General features: G+C 70.2%; 11 protein-coding genes. 8 read left to right on the forward strand and 3 right to left on the reverse strand.

Features of this window, described 5'->3' with window-relative positions; all coding sequences use genetic code 11:
• The first annotated feature begins 5 nt into the window (after positions 1-5).
• Genes WA670_RS15940 through WA670_RS15975 form a run of 8 tightly spaced genes read left to right on the forward strand, consistent with a single transcriptional unit; the run spans position 6 to position 14,687 of the window.
• Positions 6-284 (forward strand): acyl carrier protein, encoded by a 279-nt coding sequence (locus WA670_RS15940; protein ID WP_134663258.1) that lies wholly within the window; start codon positions 6-8, stop codon positions 282-284.
• A complete protein-coding gene (locus tag WA670_RS15945; RefSeq protein WP_336158137.1) occupies positions 277-846 on the forward strand; it encodes a DUF2786 domain-containing protein in 570 nt (189 codons plus the stop codon). The genes WA670_RS15940 and WA670_RS15945 overlap by 8 nt, the downstream gene beginning before the upstream one ends.
• Positions 843-2,051 (forward strand): acyl-CoA dehydrogenase family protein, encoded by a 1,209-nt coding sequence (locus WA670_RS15950; RefSeq protein WP_336158138.1) that lies wholly within the window; start codon positions 843-845, stop codon positions 2,049-2,051. The genes WA670_RS15945 and WA670_RS15950 overlap by 4 nt, the downstream gene beginning before the upstream one ends.
• Positions 2,042-3,022 (forward strand): 2,3-diaminopropionate biosynthesis protein SbnA, encoded by a 981-nt coding sequence (gene sbnA, locus WA670_RS15955; protein WP_051728886.1) that lies wholly within the window; start codon positions 2,042-2,044, stop codon positions 3,020-3,022. The genes WA670_RS15950 and sbnA (WA670_RS15955) overlap by 10 nt, the downstream gene beginning before the upstream one ends.
• A complete protein-coding gene (locus tag WA670_RS15960; protein ID WP_336158139.1) occupies positions 3,019-12,699 on the forward strand; it encodes an amino acid adenylation domain-containing protein in 9,681 nt (3,226 codons plus the stop codon). Before sbnA (WA670_RS15955) ends, WA670_RS15960 begins: the two co-directional genes overlap by 4 nt.
• A 5-nt stretch (positions 12,700-12,704) precedes the next feature.
• Positions 12,705-13,508: an ABC transporter permease gene (locus WA670_RS15965; protein WP_043839323.1), complete on the forward strand. Its 804-nt coding sequence runs from the start codon at positions 12,705-12,707 to the stop codon at positions 13,506-13,508.
• Between the two features lie 17 nt (positions 13,509-13,525).
• The gene (locus WA670_RS15970; protein WP_037812019.1) at positions 13,526-13,729 is read left to right on the forward strand and encodes an MbtH family protein; all 204 of its coding nucleotides are present in this window, start codon (positions 13,526-13,528) and stop codon (positions 13,727-13,729) included.
• A gap of 1 nt (position 13,730) precedes the next feature.
• Complete coding sequence (locus tag WA670_RS15975; protein ID WP_037812017.1) at positions 13,731-14,687, forward strand: daunorubicin resistance protein DrrA family ABC transporter ATP-binding protein; 957 nt, start codon at positions 13,731-13,733, stop codon at positions 14,685-14,687.
• 9 nt (positions 14,688-14,696) lie between these two features.
• Here WA670_RS15975 and WA670_RS15980 read toward each other — a convergent pair whose 3' ends face one another.
• The 3 genes from WA670_RS15980 to sbnB all read right to left on the reverse strand — a co-directional run bounded on the left by WA670_RS15980 (position 14,697) and on the right by sbnB (position 18,117).
• The gene (locus WA670_RS15980) at positions 14,697-15,983 is read right to left on the reverse strand and encodes an MMPL family transporter (RefSeq protein ID WP_336158140.1); all 1,287 of its coding nucleotides are present in this window, start codon (positions 15,981-15,983) and stop codon (positions 14,697-14,699) included.
• 119 nt (positions 15,984-16,102) lie between these two features.
• Positions 16,103-17,080: a 2,3-diaminopropionate biosynthesis protein SbnA gene (gene sbnA, locus WA670_RS15985; RefSeq protein ID WP_336158141.1), complete on the reverse strand. Its 978-nt coding sequence runs from the start codon at positions 17,078-17,080 to the stop codon at positions 16,103-16,105.
• Entirely contained in the window at positions 17,080-18,117 is a 1,038-nt protein-coding gene (sbnB, locus tag WA670_RS15990) for a 2,3-diaminopropionate biosynthesis protein SbnB (RefSeq protein WP_336158142.1), read from the reverse strand. Before sbnB ends, sbnA (WA670_RS15985) begins: the two co-directional genes overlap by 1 nt.
• Positions 18,118-18,121 lie beyond the last annotated feature (4 nt).

An 18,121-nucleotide genomic window follows, 5' to 3' on the forward strand; every position in this document is an offset into this window, starting at 1 on the left:
GAGCCATGACTGAGACAACCCAGACCACGCAGACCTTGACCGAGGACCGGGTCGTCGAGGGCATCACCGGCGCGCTGGGCGCGGTGCTCGAACGCGACGTCGCCGACCTGTCCGAGGACACCCGGCTGTCCGACGCGGGCCTCGACTCGACCGGCGTGCTGGAGCTGCTGATGCAGCTCGAGGACACGTTCGGCATCGAGTTCGACACCGAGAACCTGGAGATGCAGCACTTCGAATCGGTGCGTTCGCTCGCCGCGTTCGTCATCGCGGAAATCCGTGCCTGACCAGGCGTCGTGGCAGGAGTGCCGGCGCGTCGCCCGGGAGCAGGGCGTCGCGCCCGCGCTCAAGCTGCTGCGGACGGGGCCCCGGAACACCGCGATCGCGGCCGTCCCGGCGGGAGAACTGCCCGCCGGGACGGAGATCCTGCGGGAAGCCGAGCTGCCCGGCGGCGCGGTCGCGTTCGCCCGGGGACTGCCGGGCGCGCCCGCGGGGCCGGACCTGGTGTGGGTGCGGCTGGGGCTTTCCCAGGCCCTGCTCGACGAGTGCGTCCGGTACTTGGGCGAGCGGCGTTCGGGGGAAGAGTCGTTGCTGCGCAAGCAGATGATCCAGGACTGCCTCGCCACGGCGCTCAACGGCCAGCTCGCGGTCGAAGCTGATCTGCTGGCCGCGGGCGGCACGCTGGCTCCCGCGCGGGTGCGGTATCTGCACCACTTGCTGTCCGATGTGGACCGGAAACTGCTCGGCTTGCTGGGGGCGAAGGGTTTCCTGGCCGGTGGACCGGGTGAGGTCGCCGACGTCTCGGAACTGCTCGCGAGCGTCCACGAAATGGCCGAGGGGACGACGTGACGGGCACTGTGCTGACCGAACCCTTGCTGGCGCTGCGAGATCTCGCCGCCGAGTGGGCGACCGGCCTGCGTGCCGCCGGTGCGGTGCTCGACCGCGATCCCGAGGCAGTCGACCAGTTCGCTGACCTGCCCGCGGTGCGGTGCATGGCGCAGCTGCTGGTCCCGGGGGAGTACGGCTCGGAGGGCATCAACGTCGCCGGGCACCGGTTCCACGGGATGAGCGCGCTGGAACGGACGGTGCTGCTGGAGGAGTTCGCCCGGGGCGACGCGGGCGCGACGCTCGCGGCACCGGGCGCGTCCATGTCCGGCGTGCTGCTCGACGTGCTCGGCGACGACGAGCAGAAAGCCTGGTTCTACGGCCGGCTCGTCGACCGTCCAACGTGGACTTTCTTCGCGCTCACCGAACCGGACGCCGGTTCCGACGCGAACGCGCTGACCACGAGCCTGACTCCGGGACCGGACGGCGACTTCGTGCTGAACGGCCGGAAACGGTATGTCGGCAACGCTTCCCGCGCAGGCATGGGCGTCGTCTTCGCCCGCACCGCGCCCGGCCCGCTCGGCGTGCGGGCGGTCCTCGTGGACACCGCTTCCCCCGGCTTCCACGCCGAACCGCTGGGCATGCTCGGATTGCGCGGCGCACGATTCTGCGCCCTCGAGTTCGACAACGTGCGGATTCCCGCGAACCGGGTCCTGGGCCGCCATCTTTCCCCGGCCAGGCGCGGGATGTGGGCCGCCACGCTGACGTTCAACCGCCTCCGTCCCGGCGTCGCGGCGATCGCGATCGGCATCGCGCGAGCGGCGCACGAGTACGTCCGGGCCGAAGGCGGCCTGCTCACCGGCGGCGCGGCAGCCGAATGGGACCAGCTGGGCTACCGGATCGAGAGCGTCCGGAACCTGGTGCACCTCGCGGCGATGGAGGTGGACGCGGGCGGCAGCCGCGGCGGGCACCTCGCCTCGTCCGCCAAAGCCGAAGCGAGCAGGCTCGCCGAGGACGCGACCAGGGCGGCCTGCCGGTTCTTCGGGCCGGGCGCGCGCTGGACGCATCCGTTGCTGGACAAGCTGATTCGCGACGCACGCGGCGTCGAATTCATGGAAGGCGCCGCGAACATCCAGAAACTCATCGTCTTCACCGGGCTGCTCGCCGGCAAAGTCGGCCAGGGCGAGTCGTTCCCGGCGCTGAACCGCGGAGGTTTGCCGTGCGGGTGATATCCGCCCCTCAGGAGTTCACCGTCCCGGATCTGTACGTCGACCTGCGCCGGTTCGTCGGCCGCGACCTGTTCGTCAAGTGCGAGGGGTTCAACTTCGCCGGGTCGATCAAGCTCAAGGCGGCGCTGGAGATCGTCGAGCGCGCCGAACGCGACGGCAGGCTGCGCCCCGGGCAGACGATCGTCGAGAGCTCGTCCGGGAACATCGGCGTCGCGCTCGCGATGGTCGCGGCCAGCCGCGGCTACCGGTTCATCTGCGTCACCGACGACCACTGCACGCTGTCCGCGCGGCAGCTGATGCAGAACTACGGCGCCGAGGTCCGCGTGCTGACCGAACCGCATCCGGTCGACGGGCTGGTCGGCGCGCGGCAGCGGCTGGTGGAGAGCCTCTGCGCGGAGCACGAGGACTACGTCTGGCTCGACCAGCACACCAACCCGGGCAACTGGACCGCGCACTACCGGACCACCGGCCCGGAGATCCTGCGCATGTTCCCCGGCCTCGACGTGCTGTTCGTCGGCACCGGCACGGCCGGGACGCTGATGGGCTGCGCCCGGTACCTGCGCGAGGCGCGCCGGTCGATCCGGGTGGTCGCGGTGGACAGCGTCGGCTCGGTGAGCTTCGGCGGCCCGCCCGGGCCGCGGCAGATTCCCGGGCTCGGCTCCGCGATCCGCCCGGCGCTGCTCGACGAGTCCTTGGTGGACGACGTGGTGCACGTCGAGGAAACCGAAACCGTGGAGATGTGCCGGACGCTGGTGGGGCACGGGTTCCTGTTCGGCGGCTCGACCGGCACCGTCGTCGCCGGAGCGCTGTCCTGGCTCGCCCGCGAGGACCGCGACCTGACCGCCGTGGCCATTTCCCCGGATCTGGGCGACCACTACCTGGACACGGTCTACCGGGACCACTGGGCCGCCGACGCGCTCGGCCGCGTGCCCGGGCAGACCACCGACCGACTTTCCGAGGTGCCGCGATGACCGCTGTCGAGACCAGCCTGCCCCTGTCCACGGCCCAGACCGACGTCTGGTTCGACGAGCAGCTGTCCGGAGGCGGTCTCGCCTACGCGATGGCCGACTACCTGGACATCTCCGGCGACCTGGACGTGCCGGTGTTCGTCGAGGCGTTCCGCCTGCTCACCGACGAGGCCGAATGCTTCCGCGCGCGCTTCTTCGAGGTCGACGGCGAACCGCGCCAGGTGGTCGAGCCGCTGACCGAGTTGCCGGTCAGCTTCCTGGACCTGTCCGGCGAACCGGACCCCGAGGCGGCCGCGCTCGCGTGGATGCACGAGGACCTGGCCCGGCCGTTCTCGGTCAGCGATTTCCCGCTGTTCCGCGCCGCGCTGCTCACGCTCGGCCCGCGCCGGCGGTTCTGGTATCTCACCACCCACCACCTGGTGGGCGACGGGTTCAGCGCCGCGATCTGCCACCGCCGGATGGGCGAGCTGTACACGGCGGTGCTGACCGGCAAGGAGCCCGAGGGCCGTCCGCTGCCGCCGTTCCGGGACCTGCTGGAATCCGAACTCGCCTACCAGAACTCGACGCACCTCGGCCGTGACCGCGAGTTCTGGAGCAGCCACTTCAGCACGGTCCCGGACCTGATCAGCCTGTCCGGCAAGGAACCCGCGCCGGCCCGCGGATTCCTTCGCCGCACGCTCGCCCTGCCCGCCGACGCGGCCGCCGCGGCGCGCAAGGCGGTGGCACAGGCCGGGGTGACCCTGCCGACCTTCCTGCTCGCCGCGATGGCCGCCTACACCGAGCGTCTTTCCGGGATCCAGGACCTGATGCTGACCGTCCCGGTCGCTGCCCGCGCGGGGGTCCGGACGCGGACGATTCCGGGGATGATGGCGAACTACCTGCCGTTGAAAATGCAGGTCACGCCGGCGATGACGCCGCAACTGCTGCTGAAGCAAGCCTCGCGGGAGCTCGCCCGCACGCTGAAGCACCAGCGGTATCACGTCAACCAGATCCGCCGCGACATCGGCGTGCGCAGCGACGAGCGGCGGCCGTTCGGCGGACCCTTCGTCAACGTGCTGCCCGCGGACCCCGGGTTGCGGCTGGGCGACTGCGTGACCCGGGTGCGGAATCTGTCGACCGGGATCACGAACGACCTGTCGATCACCGTCCTCGACGAGCCCGGCGGCGGGATCGAACTCCACCTCAACGGAAACCCGGACCTCTACGACGAGTCCGGAGTGGACACTCACCTGCACCGGTTCGCCGGATTCCTGGACCGCTTCGCACGCGCCGATCCGGACGCGCCGCTCGCCCGTATCGATGTCGCCGACGCGCAGGAGCGCGAGGAGCTGCTCGTCGCCGGGCTGGGTGCTAGCGGCCCGGTGGGGGCGGGCGTGGTGGAGCGGGTGCGCGCGCAGGCTCCGGACGCGGTGGCGGTGGTCGATGCTGCCGGTGCGGTGAGTTATGCGGACTTGGTCGGGATGGCCTCGGCGTTGTCGCGGCGGTTGCCTGCCGGACGCGTGGTCGGCGTGCTCGCTGGACCGGGGAGTGGCTTCATCTCGGCGGTTCTCGGCGTGCTCGGTGCCGGTGGTGCTTACGTGCCGCTGGATCCGACGCTTCCGTTGGCGCGGTTGCGCGACCTGGTGGCGGACAGCGGCGCGGCCTGCGTGCTCGCGGCCCCGGAGTTCCAGGAGCTTGCGGCAGAGCTGCCGGTGGACGTTGTGGAGCTCGACGGGACGGTCGACCCCGAGTTGGCGGCGGTGGTCGGCGCGGACGACGACGTCGCGTACGTGATCTTCACGTCGGGTTCGACCGGTCGTCCGAAGGGCGCGATGGTTTCGCGGCTCGGGATGATGAACCACCTGCTGGCGAAGGTCGAAGACCTCAGGCTGGGCGCGTCGGACGTGGTCGTGCAGAACGCGCCGCTGACGTTCGACGTGTCGGTGTGGCAGATGCTCGCGCCGCTGGTGGTCGGCGGTCAGGTCCGCGTGGTGGACCGGCAGATCGCGGCGGATCCGGAGACGCTGTTCGGCTTGGGCATGTCGGTGCTGGAAGTCGTGCCGTCGTTGCTGCGGGCGGCGTTGGACTTCTGGGACGCCGGTGGTCCGCCGGAGCTGGATGGTTTGCGGTGGCTGGTGGTGACGGGCGAGGCGTTGCCGCCGGACCTGTGCGTGCGGTGGTTCGGGTACTTCCCGGAGATTCCGCTGGTGAACGCCTACGGTCCGACGGAGTGTTCGGACGACGTGACGCACGCAGTTCTGTCCAGTGTGGACGATGTACGCGGGCTGCGGACGCCGATCGGTCTTCCGGTGCGGAACACCCGGCTGTACGTGCTGAGCGACGAGCTGCGTCCGGTTCCGACCGGTGCGGCTGGCGAACTGTACGTCGGCGGCCTGGTAGTAGGCCGCGGTTACGTGGGCGATCCGGGCAAGACAGGTTCGGTGTTCGTCGCGGATCCGTTCGGCGAGCCGGGCACGCGGATGTACCGGACCGGCGACCGCGTGGTGCGCCGCGCGGACGGGGCGCTGGAGTTTATCGAGCGCCGCGACTTCCAGGTCAAGATCCGCGGTCACCGCATCGAACTCGGCGAGATCGAGGCGACCCTGCGCGAGCTGCCCGAGATCGCGGACGCGGTCGTGGTGGTGCGCGACGACGCCGGGACCAAACGGCTCGCCGCGTACCTGGTCGGCACGGAGCCGGTCGACGTCCCGTCCGTGCGCAGCGAACTGCAGCAGCGGCTGCCGGACTACCTGGTGCCGCCCGCGATGGTCGTGCTCGACGCGATGCCGCTGACCGTCCACGGCAAGGTCGACCGGGACGCGCTGCCCGAGCCGGATTTCGCCGCCGAAGCGGTCGGCCGGTCGCCGCGCAACGCCGTCGAGGCCATCCTGTGCGACGTGCTGGCCGAGGTGCTGACGGTGCCGAAGGTCTACATCGACGACAACTTCTTCGCGCTCGGCGGCGACAGCGTCAGCTCGATCCAGGTGGTCAGCCGCGCGCGCAAGGCTGGGCTGGTCATCACCCCGCGCGACCTGCTGGAAGCCCGCACGCCGGCGGCGATCGCGGAGAACGCGGTCCCGATCGGGGACGACGTCGCTCCGGAGCCCGCCGCCGCGCTGGTCGAACTCGAGCCGGGCGAACTTGACGAGCTGCGAGCCGGTCCGGTCGAGGAAGTGCTTCCGCTCGCGCCGTTGCAGCAGGGCATGCTTTTCCACACCGAACTCGATGCCGAGGGCGTCGATTTCTATGCCGTGCAAGCGATCGCCGACCTCGAAGGGCCCTTGGACACCGCCGCCGTCCGAGACGCCTGCGCCACGCTGCTGACCCGACACACCGCCCTGCGCGGATATTTCCGGCGACGCCGCAACGGGGAACCGGTGCAGCTGGTCGCCGAATCGGTCGAGCTGCCGTGGACCGAAATCGACCTCACCGTCCTGCCGGAGGAGGACCGCGAGGCGGAACTGCAGCGACTGGTCGACCAGGACCGGTTGCAGCGCTTCGATTTGGCGCACCCGCCGCTGGTCCGCTTCACGCTGATCCGGGTCGCCGCCGAGCGCTACCGGTTCCTGTGGAGCGCACACCACATCGCCACCGACGGCTGGTCGGTCCCCATCCTCATCGACGAACTGGCCCAGCTCTACGCGGGCGGCGCGACGACCGCGCTGCCCGAGGTGCCGCAGATGCGCGACTATCTCGCCTGGCTGTCCCGCCAGGACGAGGAGGCCGGGCGGAAAGCCTGGCAGGACCTGCTCGACGGCCTGCCCGGACCGACTCGCGTCGCACCAGACCTGCCCGCCGCCGCGAACCTGCCCGCGACTGTCGAGTTAGCACTGTCCGAAAGCGACACTGCACACCTTTACGCCTGGGCACGGGAGCATGAGCTGACCGTCAGCACGATCGTGCAAGCCTGCTGGGCGATTCTGGTCGGCCGCTTGGCCGGGCAGCAGGACGTGGTCTTCGGCGCGGTGGCCTCCGGACGTCCCGCGGAACTGCCGGGCGTCGAAACGATGGTCGGCATGTTCGTGAACACCGTGCCGGTCCGGGCCCGTCTCGACCCGGCCCGCCCGGTCCGCGACCTGCTCGCCGAACTGGGCCGGCAACAAGCCGCCATGGTGTCCTACCAGCACATCGGGCAAGCGCAGTTGAGCGGAGCCATCCCGGACAGCGGCGAACTCTTCGACACCGCAGTGGTGTTCGAGAACGTCCCCGCCGGCGACGGCGGCCCGCTGGTGATGCTCGGCGAGGACGTCCGCGTAGTCGACGCGGTCACGCTCGACTCCCGGCACTACCCGCTCAGCCTCGTCGTGGAACCGCACGCCTCGCTCGTCTTCCGCTTCGACTACCTCCGCGAGGCCTTCGGCGACGACCGCGTCCGCGATTTGGCGCAGCAGTTCCGGGCGCTGCTCGACACGGTGCTCGGCGATCCCGACCGCCTGCTCGGCCGGATCGACGTGGTGGCCGAACCGGCGCAGACCTTCCTGCTCGGCGCGACCGGCCCGGTCGGTGCGGGCGTGGTCGAACGGGTGCGTGCGCAGAAGCCAGACGCGGTCGCGGTGGTCGACGACTCCGGTTCGGTGACCTACGCGGACCTGGTCGGCCTGGCGTCGGCTCTTTCTCGCCGGGTGCCGCCGGGACGGGTAGCGGGCGTGCTCGCCGGTCCCGGGATCGGCTTCATCTCGGCGGTTCTCGGCGTCCTGGGCGCGGGCGGTGCTTACGTGCCGCTGGATCCGACCGTGCCGCTCGCCCGGCTGCAAGGCCTGGTGGAGGACAGCGGCGCGGCGTGCGTGATCGCAGCCCCGGAATTCCGGGAGCTCGCAGCGAACCTGCCGGTGGAGGTCATCGAGCTGGACGGCGTCATCGACACCGAGCCGACCCCGGTCGTCGGTGCGGACGACGACGTCGCGTACCTAATCTTCACCTCCGGCTCCACCGGCCGCCCCAAGGGCGCGATGGTGTCTCGCCGCGGAATGGTCAACCACCTGCTGGCCAAGGTCGAAGACCTGGCGTTGAAGCCCTCGGACGTGCTGGTGCAGAACGCGCCGCTGACGTTCGACGTCTCGGTGTGGCAGATGCTCGCCCCGCTGATGGTCGGCGCTCAAGTCCGAGCCGTCAGCCGCGAGACCGCGGCGGATCCGGACGCATTGTTCGGCTTGGGCATGTCGGTGCTGGAAGTCGTGCCGTCGCTGTTGCGAGCCGCGTTGGACTTCTGGGACGCGGGCAGCCCGCCGGACCTGACCGGTCTGCGGTGGCTGGTCGTGACCGGTGAAGCGTTGCCGCCGGATCTGTGCGTGCGGTGGTTCGGGTACTTCCCGAATATCCCGATGGTGAACGCCTACGGCCCGACCGAGTGCTCGGACGACGTCACGCACGCAGTTCTGTCCAGTGTGGACGATGCGCAGGGCCTGCGGGTGCCGATCGGTCTTCCGGTGCGGAACACCCGGCTGTACGTGCTGGGCGACGAGCTGCGTCCGGTCCCGCCCGGCGCCGCAGGCGAGCTGTACGTCGGCGGCCTGGTCGTCGGCCGCGGTTACGTGGGCGATCCGGTCAAGACGGGCTCCGTGTTCGTCGCCGACCCCTTCGGCGAACCCGGCACCCGGATGTACCGGACCGGCGACCGCGTGGTCTGCCGGGCCGATGGCGCGCTGGAGTTCGTGGAACGCCGCGACTTCCAGGTCAAGATCCGCGGACACCGCATCGAACTGGGCGAGATCGAAGCCGGTCTGCTGGCGCAAGAATCCGTCACCGACGCGGTAGTCGTCGTGCAGGGCTCCGACGCGGCCAACCGGCACCTGGTCGGCTACGTCGCGGGAACCGCCCGTCCCGAGGACCTGCAAGCTCAGCTGGCTGAGCTGCTGCCCGCGTACATGGTGCCCAGCGCGATCGTCGTACTCGACCGGCTCCCGCTCACCGCGCACGGCAAGGTCGACCGCAAAGCGCTGCCCGCCCCGGAAAACCTCACCGGCCAAGAGAAACGCGGCCCGCGCACGCCGGTCGAGGAACAGCTGACCCGGCTCTACGCCGAGGTGCTCGGGTTGCCCGAAGCCGGTATCGACGACGACTTCTTCGAACTCGGCGGCCATTCCCTCCTCGCCACTGCGCTGGTCAGCCGGATCCGGTCGGAACTGAACGTCGAACTGCCGCTGCGGGATCTGTTCGAAGCGCGCACCGTCGCCGCACTGGCCGGACGGCTCGCGTCGGCAGGCCAGGCACGTGCGGCGTTCCGCAAGCTGGACCGTCCCGATCCGCTGCCGTTGTCGTACGCGCAACAGCGCATGTGGTTCCTGAACCGGCTCGAAGGCGACCACGGCGGATACACCATCCCTCTCGCCGTCCGGCTTTCCGGCGAGCTGGACCGCTCGGCGCTCGCCGCAGCCCTCGACGATCTGACCGCACGGCACGAAATCCTGCGCACCGTCTTCCCCGACACCGACGGCGTCCCGTTCCAGCGCGTCCTGGACGCGGGGGAGTCGCTGCGCACCGCACCGATGCCCGAGGACCTCGCCGCCGCGTTGGCCGAGGAGGTCGCCCGCGGCTTCGACCTGGCCGTCGACCTTCCATTGCGCAGCAAACTGTTCGGCCCCGACCAGAACGGCGACCACGTCCTCCTGCTGGTGCTGCACCACATCGCCGGAGACGCCTGGTCCGTCGACGTGCTCGCCCGCGACCTCGCCACCGCCTACGAAGCACGGCTGTCCGGAACCAGTCCACAGTGGACCGTGCTGCCCGCCCAGTACGCGGACTACTCGGTCTGGCAGCACTCCCTGCTGGACGACACCAAGGACGGCGAATCCGCCCGCCTGCTGAAGCACTGGCGGGAAGCACTCGCCGGACTTCCCGGAGAACTGGCGTTGCCGGTCGACCTGCCGCGCCGCGCCTCCGCCGGCTATCACGGCGGAACCATCGAGTTCGAGCTGTCCTCGACCGTGCACCGCAGCCTTGCGCGGCTCGCGCACGATCAAGGGGCGAGCCTGTTCATGGTCGTCCAGGCCGCACTGGCCACGCTGCTCACCCGCCTGGGCGCGGGAACCGACATTCCGCTCGGCAGTCTGGTCGCCGGACGTCCGGACGAAGCCGTGCACGACCTCGTCGGCTTCTTCGTCAACACGCTCGTCCTGCGCACCGACACCAGCGGCGACCCGCGCTTCACTGAACTGGTCGCGCGAGTCCGCGACGCCGACCTCGCCGCCTACGCTCACCAGGACCTGCCGTTCGAACGGTTGCTGGAGGCGACGCAACCGGCAAGGTCGATGTCGCGACAGCCGTTGTTCGGGGTGCTGCTGTCCTTCTACGACGTCCCGCCGTCCGAAGTCAGCCTCGGCAGCCTGACCGCGCGACCCGAAATGCTCGCCCCGACGCACAAGAAGTTCAAGTTCGACCTGACCTTCCAGCTGGGCCAGCACAAGGGCGAGCGCGGTCTGGAAGGCACGCTCGAATACAACGCCGACGCGTTCACTGCGGAAACCGCACAGCTGCTCGTCGACCGTCTGACGCTCCTCCTGACGGCCGCCGCCGAAGACCCCGGGCAGCCGCTGAGCCGGATCGACCTGCGCACTCCAGCCGAGCGAGTCACCCCAGCCGTGCCGGCTCTCGAGGTGCCTGACGGCTTGCTGGTGCCGGGGGACATCGGTCTGCGCGAGCAAACCAACCGCTTGGCCCGGGCTTTGCAGGCACAGGGCGTGGGTCCGGGGGAGACGGTGACCGTCGACCTGCCGCCAGGCCGCGACCGCTGGGCAGCGATCTTCGCCGTCCTCGCCATTGGCGCAGCCTGGACGACGAGCGGGCCGTCTCGGTACACCATCCCCGCGGACGTGTCCGGATTCGCCGACACCGACCTGGAGGTGTCGCTGTCCGGAGCGGAGCTGGCGTATCGCGGCGACGCGGTCTTCAGCCGAGATGCCCTGGCCGCGACCATCGCCGCTCTGCTGAAGGAATTGCCGCTCACCGCCGGCGACCGTCTCCTGGCACCGGACACCGAGTTCGCGCTGCCGGTCGTGCTCGCCGCGTTGCACGTCGGCGCGGTGGTGACCGTCGCTCCCGCCGCGGAGATCGCGGAACTCGCCTCGTCGGTGGACCCGAGCGTCGTGGTCCTGACCCCGAGCATCGCGAAAATGCTGGCGCTGCGACCGGGTACCCGGGTGGTGAACTTCGGCGAGAGCTTCCTTGATGGAGCGCTCAACTGCGAAGGCACCGCGGCCTCCGGTTGGCTCTCGCTGGTCAACGGACGCCCGTTCGCGCACCGTCACGCCAACGTCCTCGACCAGAGTCGGCAGCCAGTGCCTCGCGGTGGCCGAGGAGAGCTGTACTTGGCTGACGCACCCACCGGTCTCCCCGCCCGCATCCGCTTGGACGGAACCGTCGAAGTGATTCGCGAGGCCCAAGTGCGTGGCTTCGCGGTCCCGCTCGGGCAGATCGAAGCGGCCCTGCATCGCCAAACCTCGGTCGCCGCAGCCGTCGTAATCGCCGAGAACGACGCGCTGATCGCCTACGTCGTCCCGCAATGGGAACGCGGCGTCGACCCGCTAACCCTGCGGGAAGCGCTGGCCGCCGAACTCCCCGACTACCTGATCCCGACCGCCTTCGCGGAGCTGGACACCCTCCCAGTCGCGCCGGACGGCTCGCTGGACCGCTCCGCCCTGCCCGTTCCCACTGTGCAAACCAGCCAGGACACCAGCGAAACCGTCGAACTGCTGCGCACCGCTTTCACCGAAACCCTCGGTATCGCGGACCCCGACATCCAGGCCGGGTTCTTCGAGTTGGGCGGCAACAGCCTGCAATCCGTCCGTCTGGTCGCACTGGCCCGACGAGCCGGACTCCGGCTGACGGTCGCCGACGTCCTGACCCACGGCAGCATCGAACACCTGGCCGCGCTCGCCGAACGAGCCGAACCGGATCTGGCGGACCTGCCGGACCCGTTCGCGCCGGTGCTGCCGATCCGGCCGACCGGGACGAAGCCGCCGCTGTTCTGCCTGCACGCCGGACTCGGCCTGAGCCTGCCTTACCTCGGGCTGGCCGCGCACCTGCCGGACCGGCCGATCTACGGGCTGCAATCGCCGGGAATCAGCGGTGCCGAACAGTTCCCGGAATCGGTCGAGCAGGTCGCCGAGGACTATCTGAAGCACATCCGCCGCCTCCAGCCGCACGGTCCGTACCACTTGCTCGGCTGGTCCTACGGCGGTCTGCTGGCCTTCGAGCTCGCGGTACGCCTGGAAGCCGAAGGCGAAACCGTCGGCTCACTGTCCATCTTGGACAGTTACCCGCAGGACGGGACCGAAGCCGCACTGTCCCGGCACGAACTGCTCGTCGATTTCCTGGAACACGTCGGCTTCCACGACACCGAAGCCGGTATCGAGCTGACCCCGGCCGACGTCATCGCCGTGCTGCGGCAGGGCGACAGCCGACTGGCCGACATCGGCGAGGAACGCATGACGCGCGTCCTAGCCGTGATGGACAACAACGCCGCGCTAGCCCACCGGTACCGCCCGACGCGGTTCACCGGCGCAGTGGAACTGTTCGTCGCCGCCGACGGCATGACCGACGCCGAGGTAGCCGAACGAGCAGGCCGCTGGGTGCCGCACGTGTCCGGTCCAGTGCGGGCGCACCGGATCGAATGCGGGCACGAATACCTGATGGATCCCGGGCCGCAAGCGGAGATCGGCGCCGCGACGGCCGGAACGCTGGCGAGCAACGAGGAGTCGCAGTGACCACAATGACCACCCCGGCGAACACTCCGCGGGCAGCGGCGCTCGTCGAGACATTCGCGCTGGCGGGTCGCCGGTTGACCCACCTGCGCAAGGTGCCGGGCAGGCTCCTCGCGATCACGCTGAATTCGCTGATCACCATGCTGGCCATCGGCTACGTCTTCAAAGGCGCGGTGAGCGTCGAAGGCGGCGGCAGCTATCCGGAGTTCCTGTTCCCGGCCGCGCTCATGCAGGTGGGCCTCGCCGGCGTCGCACCGACCGCGATCGCGGTGGCGATGGACCTCAAGGGCGGCCTGACCGACCGGTTCCGCTCGCTGCCGATCTCGCGTCCCGCTGTGCTGTTCGGCCACACCATCGGCGACGCGCTGGTCGGCTTCGTCGCGCTGGCGATCGTCGCCGGGATCGGACTGGCGGTCGGCGGCCGCGTGCACGCCGGGTTCCCCGCGCTGCTCGCCGGATTGGCCGTGCTCGCGCTCTTCCTCTACGTGATGATCTGGGTCGGCGTGCTGCTCGGGCTGACCATGGGCAATCCCGAATCCATCGACGGCGTCGGCGCGGTGCTGACGCTCGGGCTTTCCTTCCTCTCCAACGCGTTCATGGCGGTCAGCCAGCTGCCGTCGTGGGTCCGGCCGATCGCCGAATGGAATCCGGTCAGCTCCGTCACCACGCTGTGCCGCCAGCTGTGGGGCGTGCCGGTGCCCGCGGACAGTTCGTTTCCCGCCCAGCATCCCGGCGTCGTCGTCGCGGTGACGCTGGTCGTCCTCTTCGCCGCGGCGACCTTGCTGAGCTTCCGCCGTTACCGCCTCGCCTAACCGATCCGGAGTACGCAATGACAAACCCGTTCGACGACCAGAACGGCGCTTTCCTCGTTCTGGTCAACGACGCCCGGCAGTACAGTCTTTGGCCCTCCTTCGCGGAAGTCCCGCCCGGCTGGCGGGTTTCGCTCGGGGAGAGCAGCCGCGAAGAAGCCCTCGCGCACATTTCGGGCCACTGGACCGATCTGTCGCCCGAGAACATCCGGGAAGCAGGCTGACATGACACCGCACGGAGAACTCGCGATCGAAGCCGAAGGGCTCCGCAAACGCTACGGCGACCACGAAGCGCTCGCCGGCGTCGACCTCGCCGTCCCGCCCGGCACGGTGCTGGGCTTGCTCGGTCCCAACGGCGCGGGCAAAACCACCACGGTCCGGATGCTCGCGACCCTGCTTCCGCCGGACGGCGGCCGCGCGCTGGTCGCCGGGCACGACATCGTGCGGGAACGCAAACAGGTCCAGCGGCACATCGCGCTCGCGGGCCAGTACGCGGCCGTGGACGAACTGTTGACCGGCCGGCAGAACCTGGTGCTGCTGGGCCGTCTTCTGCACCTCGGCCGCCGCGGAGCACGCGCCCGCGCGGGAGAACTGCTGGAGCGGTTCAACCTCGCCGAGGCGGCCGACCGCGCGGTCGGGACGTACTCCGGCGGGATGCGCCGCCGCCTGGACCTCGCGACCTGTCTCGTGGCGCGTCCGTCGGTGCTCTTCCTGGACGAACCGACCACGGGACTCGACCCGGCGAGCCGGATGGGCTTGTGGACGATGGTCCGCGAGCTGGTCAGCGAAGGCGTCACGGTCCTGCTCACCACGCAGTACCTCGAGGAAGCCGACTACCTCGCCGACCGGATCGTGGTCATCGACAAGGGCCGGAGCGTCGCGGAAGGAACCGCGGACGAGCTCAAGCGCAAGGTCGGCCGGGAACGGCTGGAAGTCGCTGTCGCCCACCCAGAAGGTCTCGCGGACGCGGTCGCGGCGCTGACACCGGTCGCGGTGGGCGTCCCGGTCGTGGACGAACGCCGGTGCAGCATCTCGCTAGAACTGCTTGACGAGAGCGGCGGGATCGCGGCGGCGGCGAACGCGTTGCACGAACGCGGCGTCGCGCTGGCGGACTTCGCGCTCCGCAGACCGACTCTCGACGAAGCTTTCCTCGACCTCACCGGACACCCGACCACGGGGTGATTCCCCGGTTCACTTTCGCGCAGCCCCCGGCCCGGTCCGCCGCCACCAGCGGACCGGGCCGGCTAGCGAGAGCAGCAAGGGCAGCAGTACCAGCCGGATCACCAGCACGTCGATCGCCAGCGCCGCCGCGGCCGCCCAGCCGAACTCGCTCAGCTCGCCGCTGCCGGCGATCCCGAGCGCGCTGAAGACCCCGATCGACACCACGCTGGCGCTGGAGATCGCCACGGTGCCGCGGCGCAGCCCCTCCGCGAGCACGTGCTGCGGCGACATCCCGGTCAGCGCCTCGACGCGGAAGTGGTGCAGCAGACAGACATGCATGTCGGTCGTGGGCGCGGCGAGCACCGCTACCAGCGCCACCGGCAGCCAGGTCGGGGTCGGCGGGTTCATGCAGGTGAGCATGGTCAGCGCGAAAAGCGCGGAGAGTACTGAAAGCACCGCGGTCGTCAGCGCGACCACGAACGGCCGGAAAGCCGTGATCACCGCCAACGACGTCAGCCCGATCAACAACGCCAACGGCAACGGCGGCAACGTCGGCGATTCGAGGTAGCGGTAGACGACGTAACCGAGCGCCGCGGCAGTGCAGGCCAGCGCGCCGATGAGTCCCGCTGCGGTGCGGTAACGCCAGCTCGCGGGCAGGCGGGCGACGAACCGGGGCAGCCAATGCCACTGGAACGACCTCTTCACCGGAAGCGCGATCCGGGTCAGCAGCACCGGAAGCAAGGTCAGCGCCGCGGCGGCTTCCACCAGGATGACCAGGACCACGGCCGCCGCCAACCGCATGACCTGCGGCTCGCCGGTCAGATACAGCCCGGTCATCGCGGAAAGCATCGCGAGCCCGGTGACGAGCGCGGTCCGTCCGGCGGTCGAGGCGACGATCTGCGCGGTGTCGGACGCGTCGTGCTTGCCCGGCGGCATCTCCTGCTGCCTGCGGACCGCGAACAGCAGATGGTTGGCGGCGCTCGTGATGCCGGGCAGGAGAACGAGGTTCCAGCTGCCGAACGAACCCGTTCCTTCGGCGACCGCCGTCAGCACGCCGAGCGCGCCTGCCCCGACGGTCGCGAGGTAGCCGAACGCGATCGCGGCCAGCCGCGGCGAACCCAGCACCAGCACCAGCAGCAGAGCGGTGAGCAGGCAGCCGACCCCGAGGACGGAACCGGCGGGCGCCGCCGAGCTGCCGGCCGGGGCGGCGAGATCTTCGCTCGCCGCCACGACCAGGAACAGCAGCCACGCGCACAGCACCGGGCCGGGGTGTCCGGCACACCAGCGCGCGAGACGGAGCAGAGGTAGCGTTCGCAATGCCGAACTCCTTGGGCCGCTTCAGGCCTCCCGCCGCGCAGGCGGCAAGCCGGACGGTCTAAGGATGGCTCCTCGTGATCGTGCGCACACTGGGCGTGGCACCTCGATTTCGAGTGGTACTAGCTCCCGAGCGCGGCGGCCGGGGCGAGCGCCGCGTCTCCGTAGAGGTCGGCCACCCACTGGTCGTGGTAGACCGTGTCCAGGTAGCGGTCGCCGAGATCGGGGGAGACCGCCACCGCGGTGAGGCTTTCGCCGTGCTCGTGCCGGTCGAGCCAGTGCAGCGCCCCGGCGACGACGGTGCCGGTCGAGCCGCCGAACAGGAACCCGGCCCGGACGAGCCTGCGGCACATCCGCACGGTGGCGAGTTCCGGCACGTGCACCACATCGTCCACATAGGACTCGTCGAGCAGCGCGGGCCGGACGCCGGTGCCGAGGCCGGGGATCATCCGCGGGGCGGCCGGGGTTCCGAAGGTCACCGAACCCACGGTGTCGATGGCCACCACGCGCATTCCGGGACAGTGTTCGCGCAGGTAGCGCGCGCACCCCATCAGCGTGCCGGTCGTGCCCGCTCCGATGAACGCCACGTCGGCGCCGGGGAACGAGTTCGCGATCTGCGGTCCGGTGGTGCGGTAGTGCGCCTGCCAGTTTCCCGCGTTCGCGTACTGGTTGAGCCACACCCGGTCGTCGCCCTCGGCGCACAGCCGCCGCACGTGCGCGATCCGCGCGCCGAGCAACCCGTCTTTCGGATGCGGTTCGGTGATCACGTGCACCTCGGCGCCAAGCGTTTGCATCAGCTGCCGGGCGCCGAGGGTGCAGCGGGAATCGGTGACACAGACGAACCGGTAACCCCGGCTGGTGGCGACGAGGCTCAGCGCCACCCCGAGGTTGCCCGACGAACTCTCCACGAGGGTCGCGCCGGGCCTCAGCGTGCCGTCCAGTTCGGCGGCGTCGATCATCTCTTTCGCTGCTTTGATCTTGATCGAACCAGCGAAGTTGAAGCCCTCGCACTTGAGGTAGAGCGATCGCCCTGTACACCCGCTCAGGTCGACGAACAGGTCGTCGACGTTGAACTCGTGCGGACTGGTGATGATCGGCATCAGCGCCGGCCGTAGCGGTCGAGTTCGAAGAAGAAGTCGCCGACCTCGTGCAGTTCGCCGCGGCGGCGCAGTTCGTCGAGGACGTGCTTGCCGACCGCGAGGTCCAGCACGCCGAGACCGAACGGCGAGAACACCAGCGGCCGGTCGGCGTCCAGGGCGAGTGCCCCGGTCATCACGTCGAACAGGGTGCCGTCGAGGAAGTCGCGGCCGCCGGTGGCCTGTTCGGCCAGGTGCACCGAGGTGTTGGCCTTGAGGCAGTGCTCGACGTCGTCGACCACGTTGGCCGAAGCCAAGATGACCTCGGTGGACAGGTCGCGCAGGGAAACGTTCAGCACGAGCGGGTTGTGGCCGAACCAGGCCGGATCGTGCACGTGCGGTTCCGCGGCCACGGTGGCGAACACGATTAGGTCGCTGCCGCGGATCAGCTCCTCGGCGCTCTCGCGCACCGAGATCCCGCTCGCGCCGGTGCCCTCCAGGTAGCCCCGGAAGCCGGCGGCGTGCTCGGCGGAGAGGTCGTACACCGCGGTCTCGTCGAAGTCCCAGCCGGTGCCGAGCAGGAACCGGTGCACGTAACGCGCGATGAGCCCGGTGCCGACGAACCCGAGCCGCCGCGGCCGTTCGCCCCGGCGGCTGAGCCAGTCGGCCGCCAGCGCCGCCGACGCCGCGGTCCGGCTCGCGCTGATGATCGAGCTTTCCATGCAGGCCAGCGGGTACCCGGTCGCTTGGTCGTTGAGGATCAGCACGGCCGAGGCGCGCGGCAGCCCGGTGCGGACGTTCTCCGGGAAGCTGGAGATCCACTTGACCCCGTCCACCGCGACCTCCCCGCCGACCGAGGCGGGCAGCGCGATGATGCGCGCGGACGGCCGGTCCGGGAACCGGAGGAAGTAGGAGGGCGGGTTGACGGTCGCCTGCTGCCCGTGCAGCCGGTAGGCCGCCTCGATCAGTTCGGCCAGCTGCTTCTCGGCGCCGTCGAGCACCTGGTGCACCTGTGCTCCGGACACGACGGCGAACTCCGGAACGGTAGCGGTTTCGGTCACAGAA

The organism is Amycolatopsis sp. VC5-11 (assembly GCF_037034185.1).
Lineage (GTDB): Bacteria > Actinomycetota > Actinomycetes > Mycobacteriales > Pseudonocardiaceae > Amycolatopsis > Amycolatopsis nivea.

Coding starts and splice junctions, on each gene's coding strand:
- WA670_RS15975 (WP_037812017.1), top strand. CDS start 13,731: ATGACACCGCACGGAGAACTCGCGATCGAAGCCGAAGGGCTCCGCAAA.
- WA670_RS15965 (WP_043839323.1), top strand. CDS start 12,705: ATGACCACCCCGGCGAACACTCCGCGGGCAGCGGCGCTCGTCGAGACA.
- sbnA (WP_336158141.1), bottom strand. CDS start 17,080: ATGCCGATCATCACCAGTCCGCACGAGTTCAACGTCGACGACCTGTTC.
- WA670_RS15960 (WP_336158139.1), top strand. CDS start 3,019: ATGACCGCTGTCGAGACCAGCCTGCCCCTGTCCACGGCCCAGACCGAC.
- WA670_RS15970 (WP_037812019.1), top strand. CDS start 13,526: ATGACAAACCCGTTCGACGACCAGAACGGCGCTTTCCTCGTTCTGGTC.
- WA670_RS15940 (WP_134663258.1), top strand. CDS start 6: ATGACTGAGACAACCCAGACCACGCAGACCTTGACCGAGGACCGGGTC.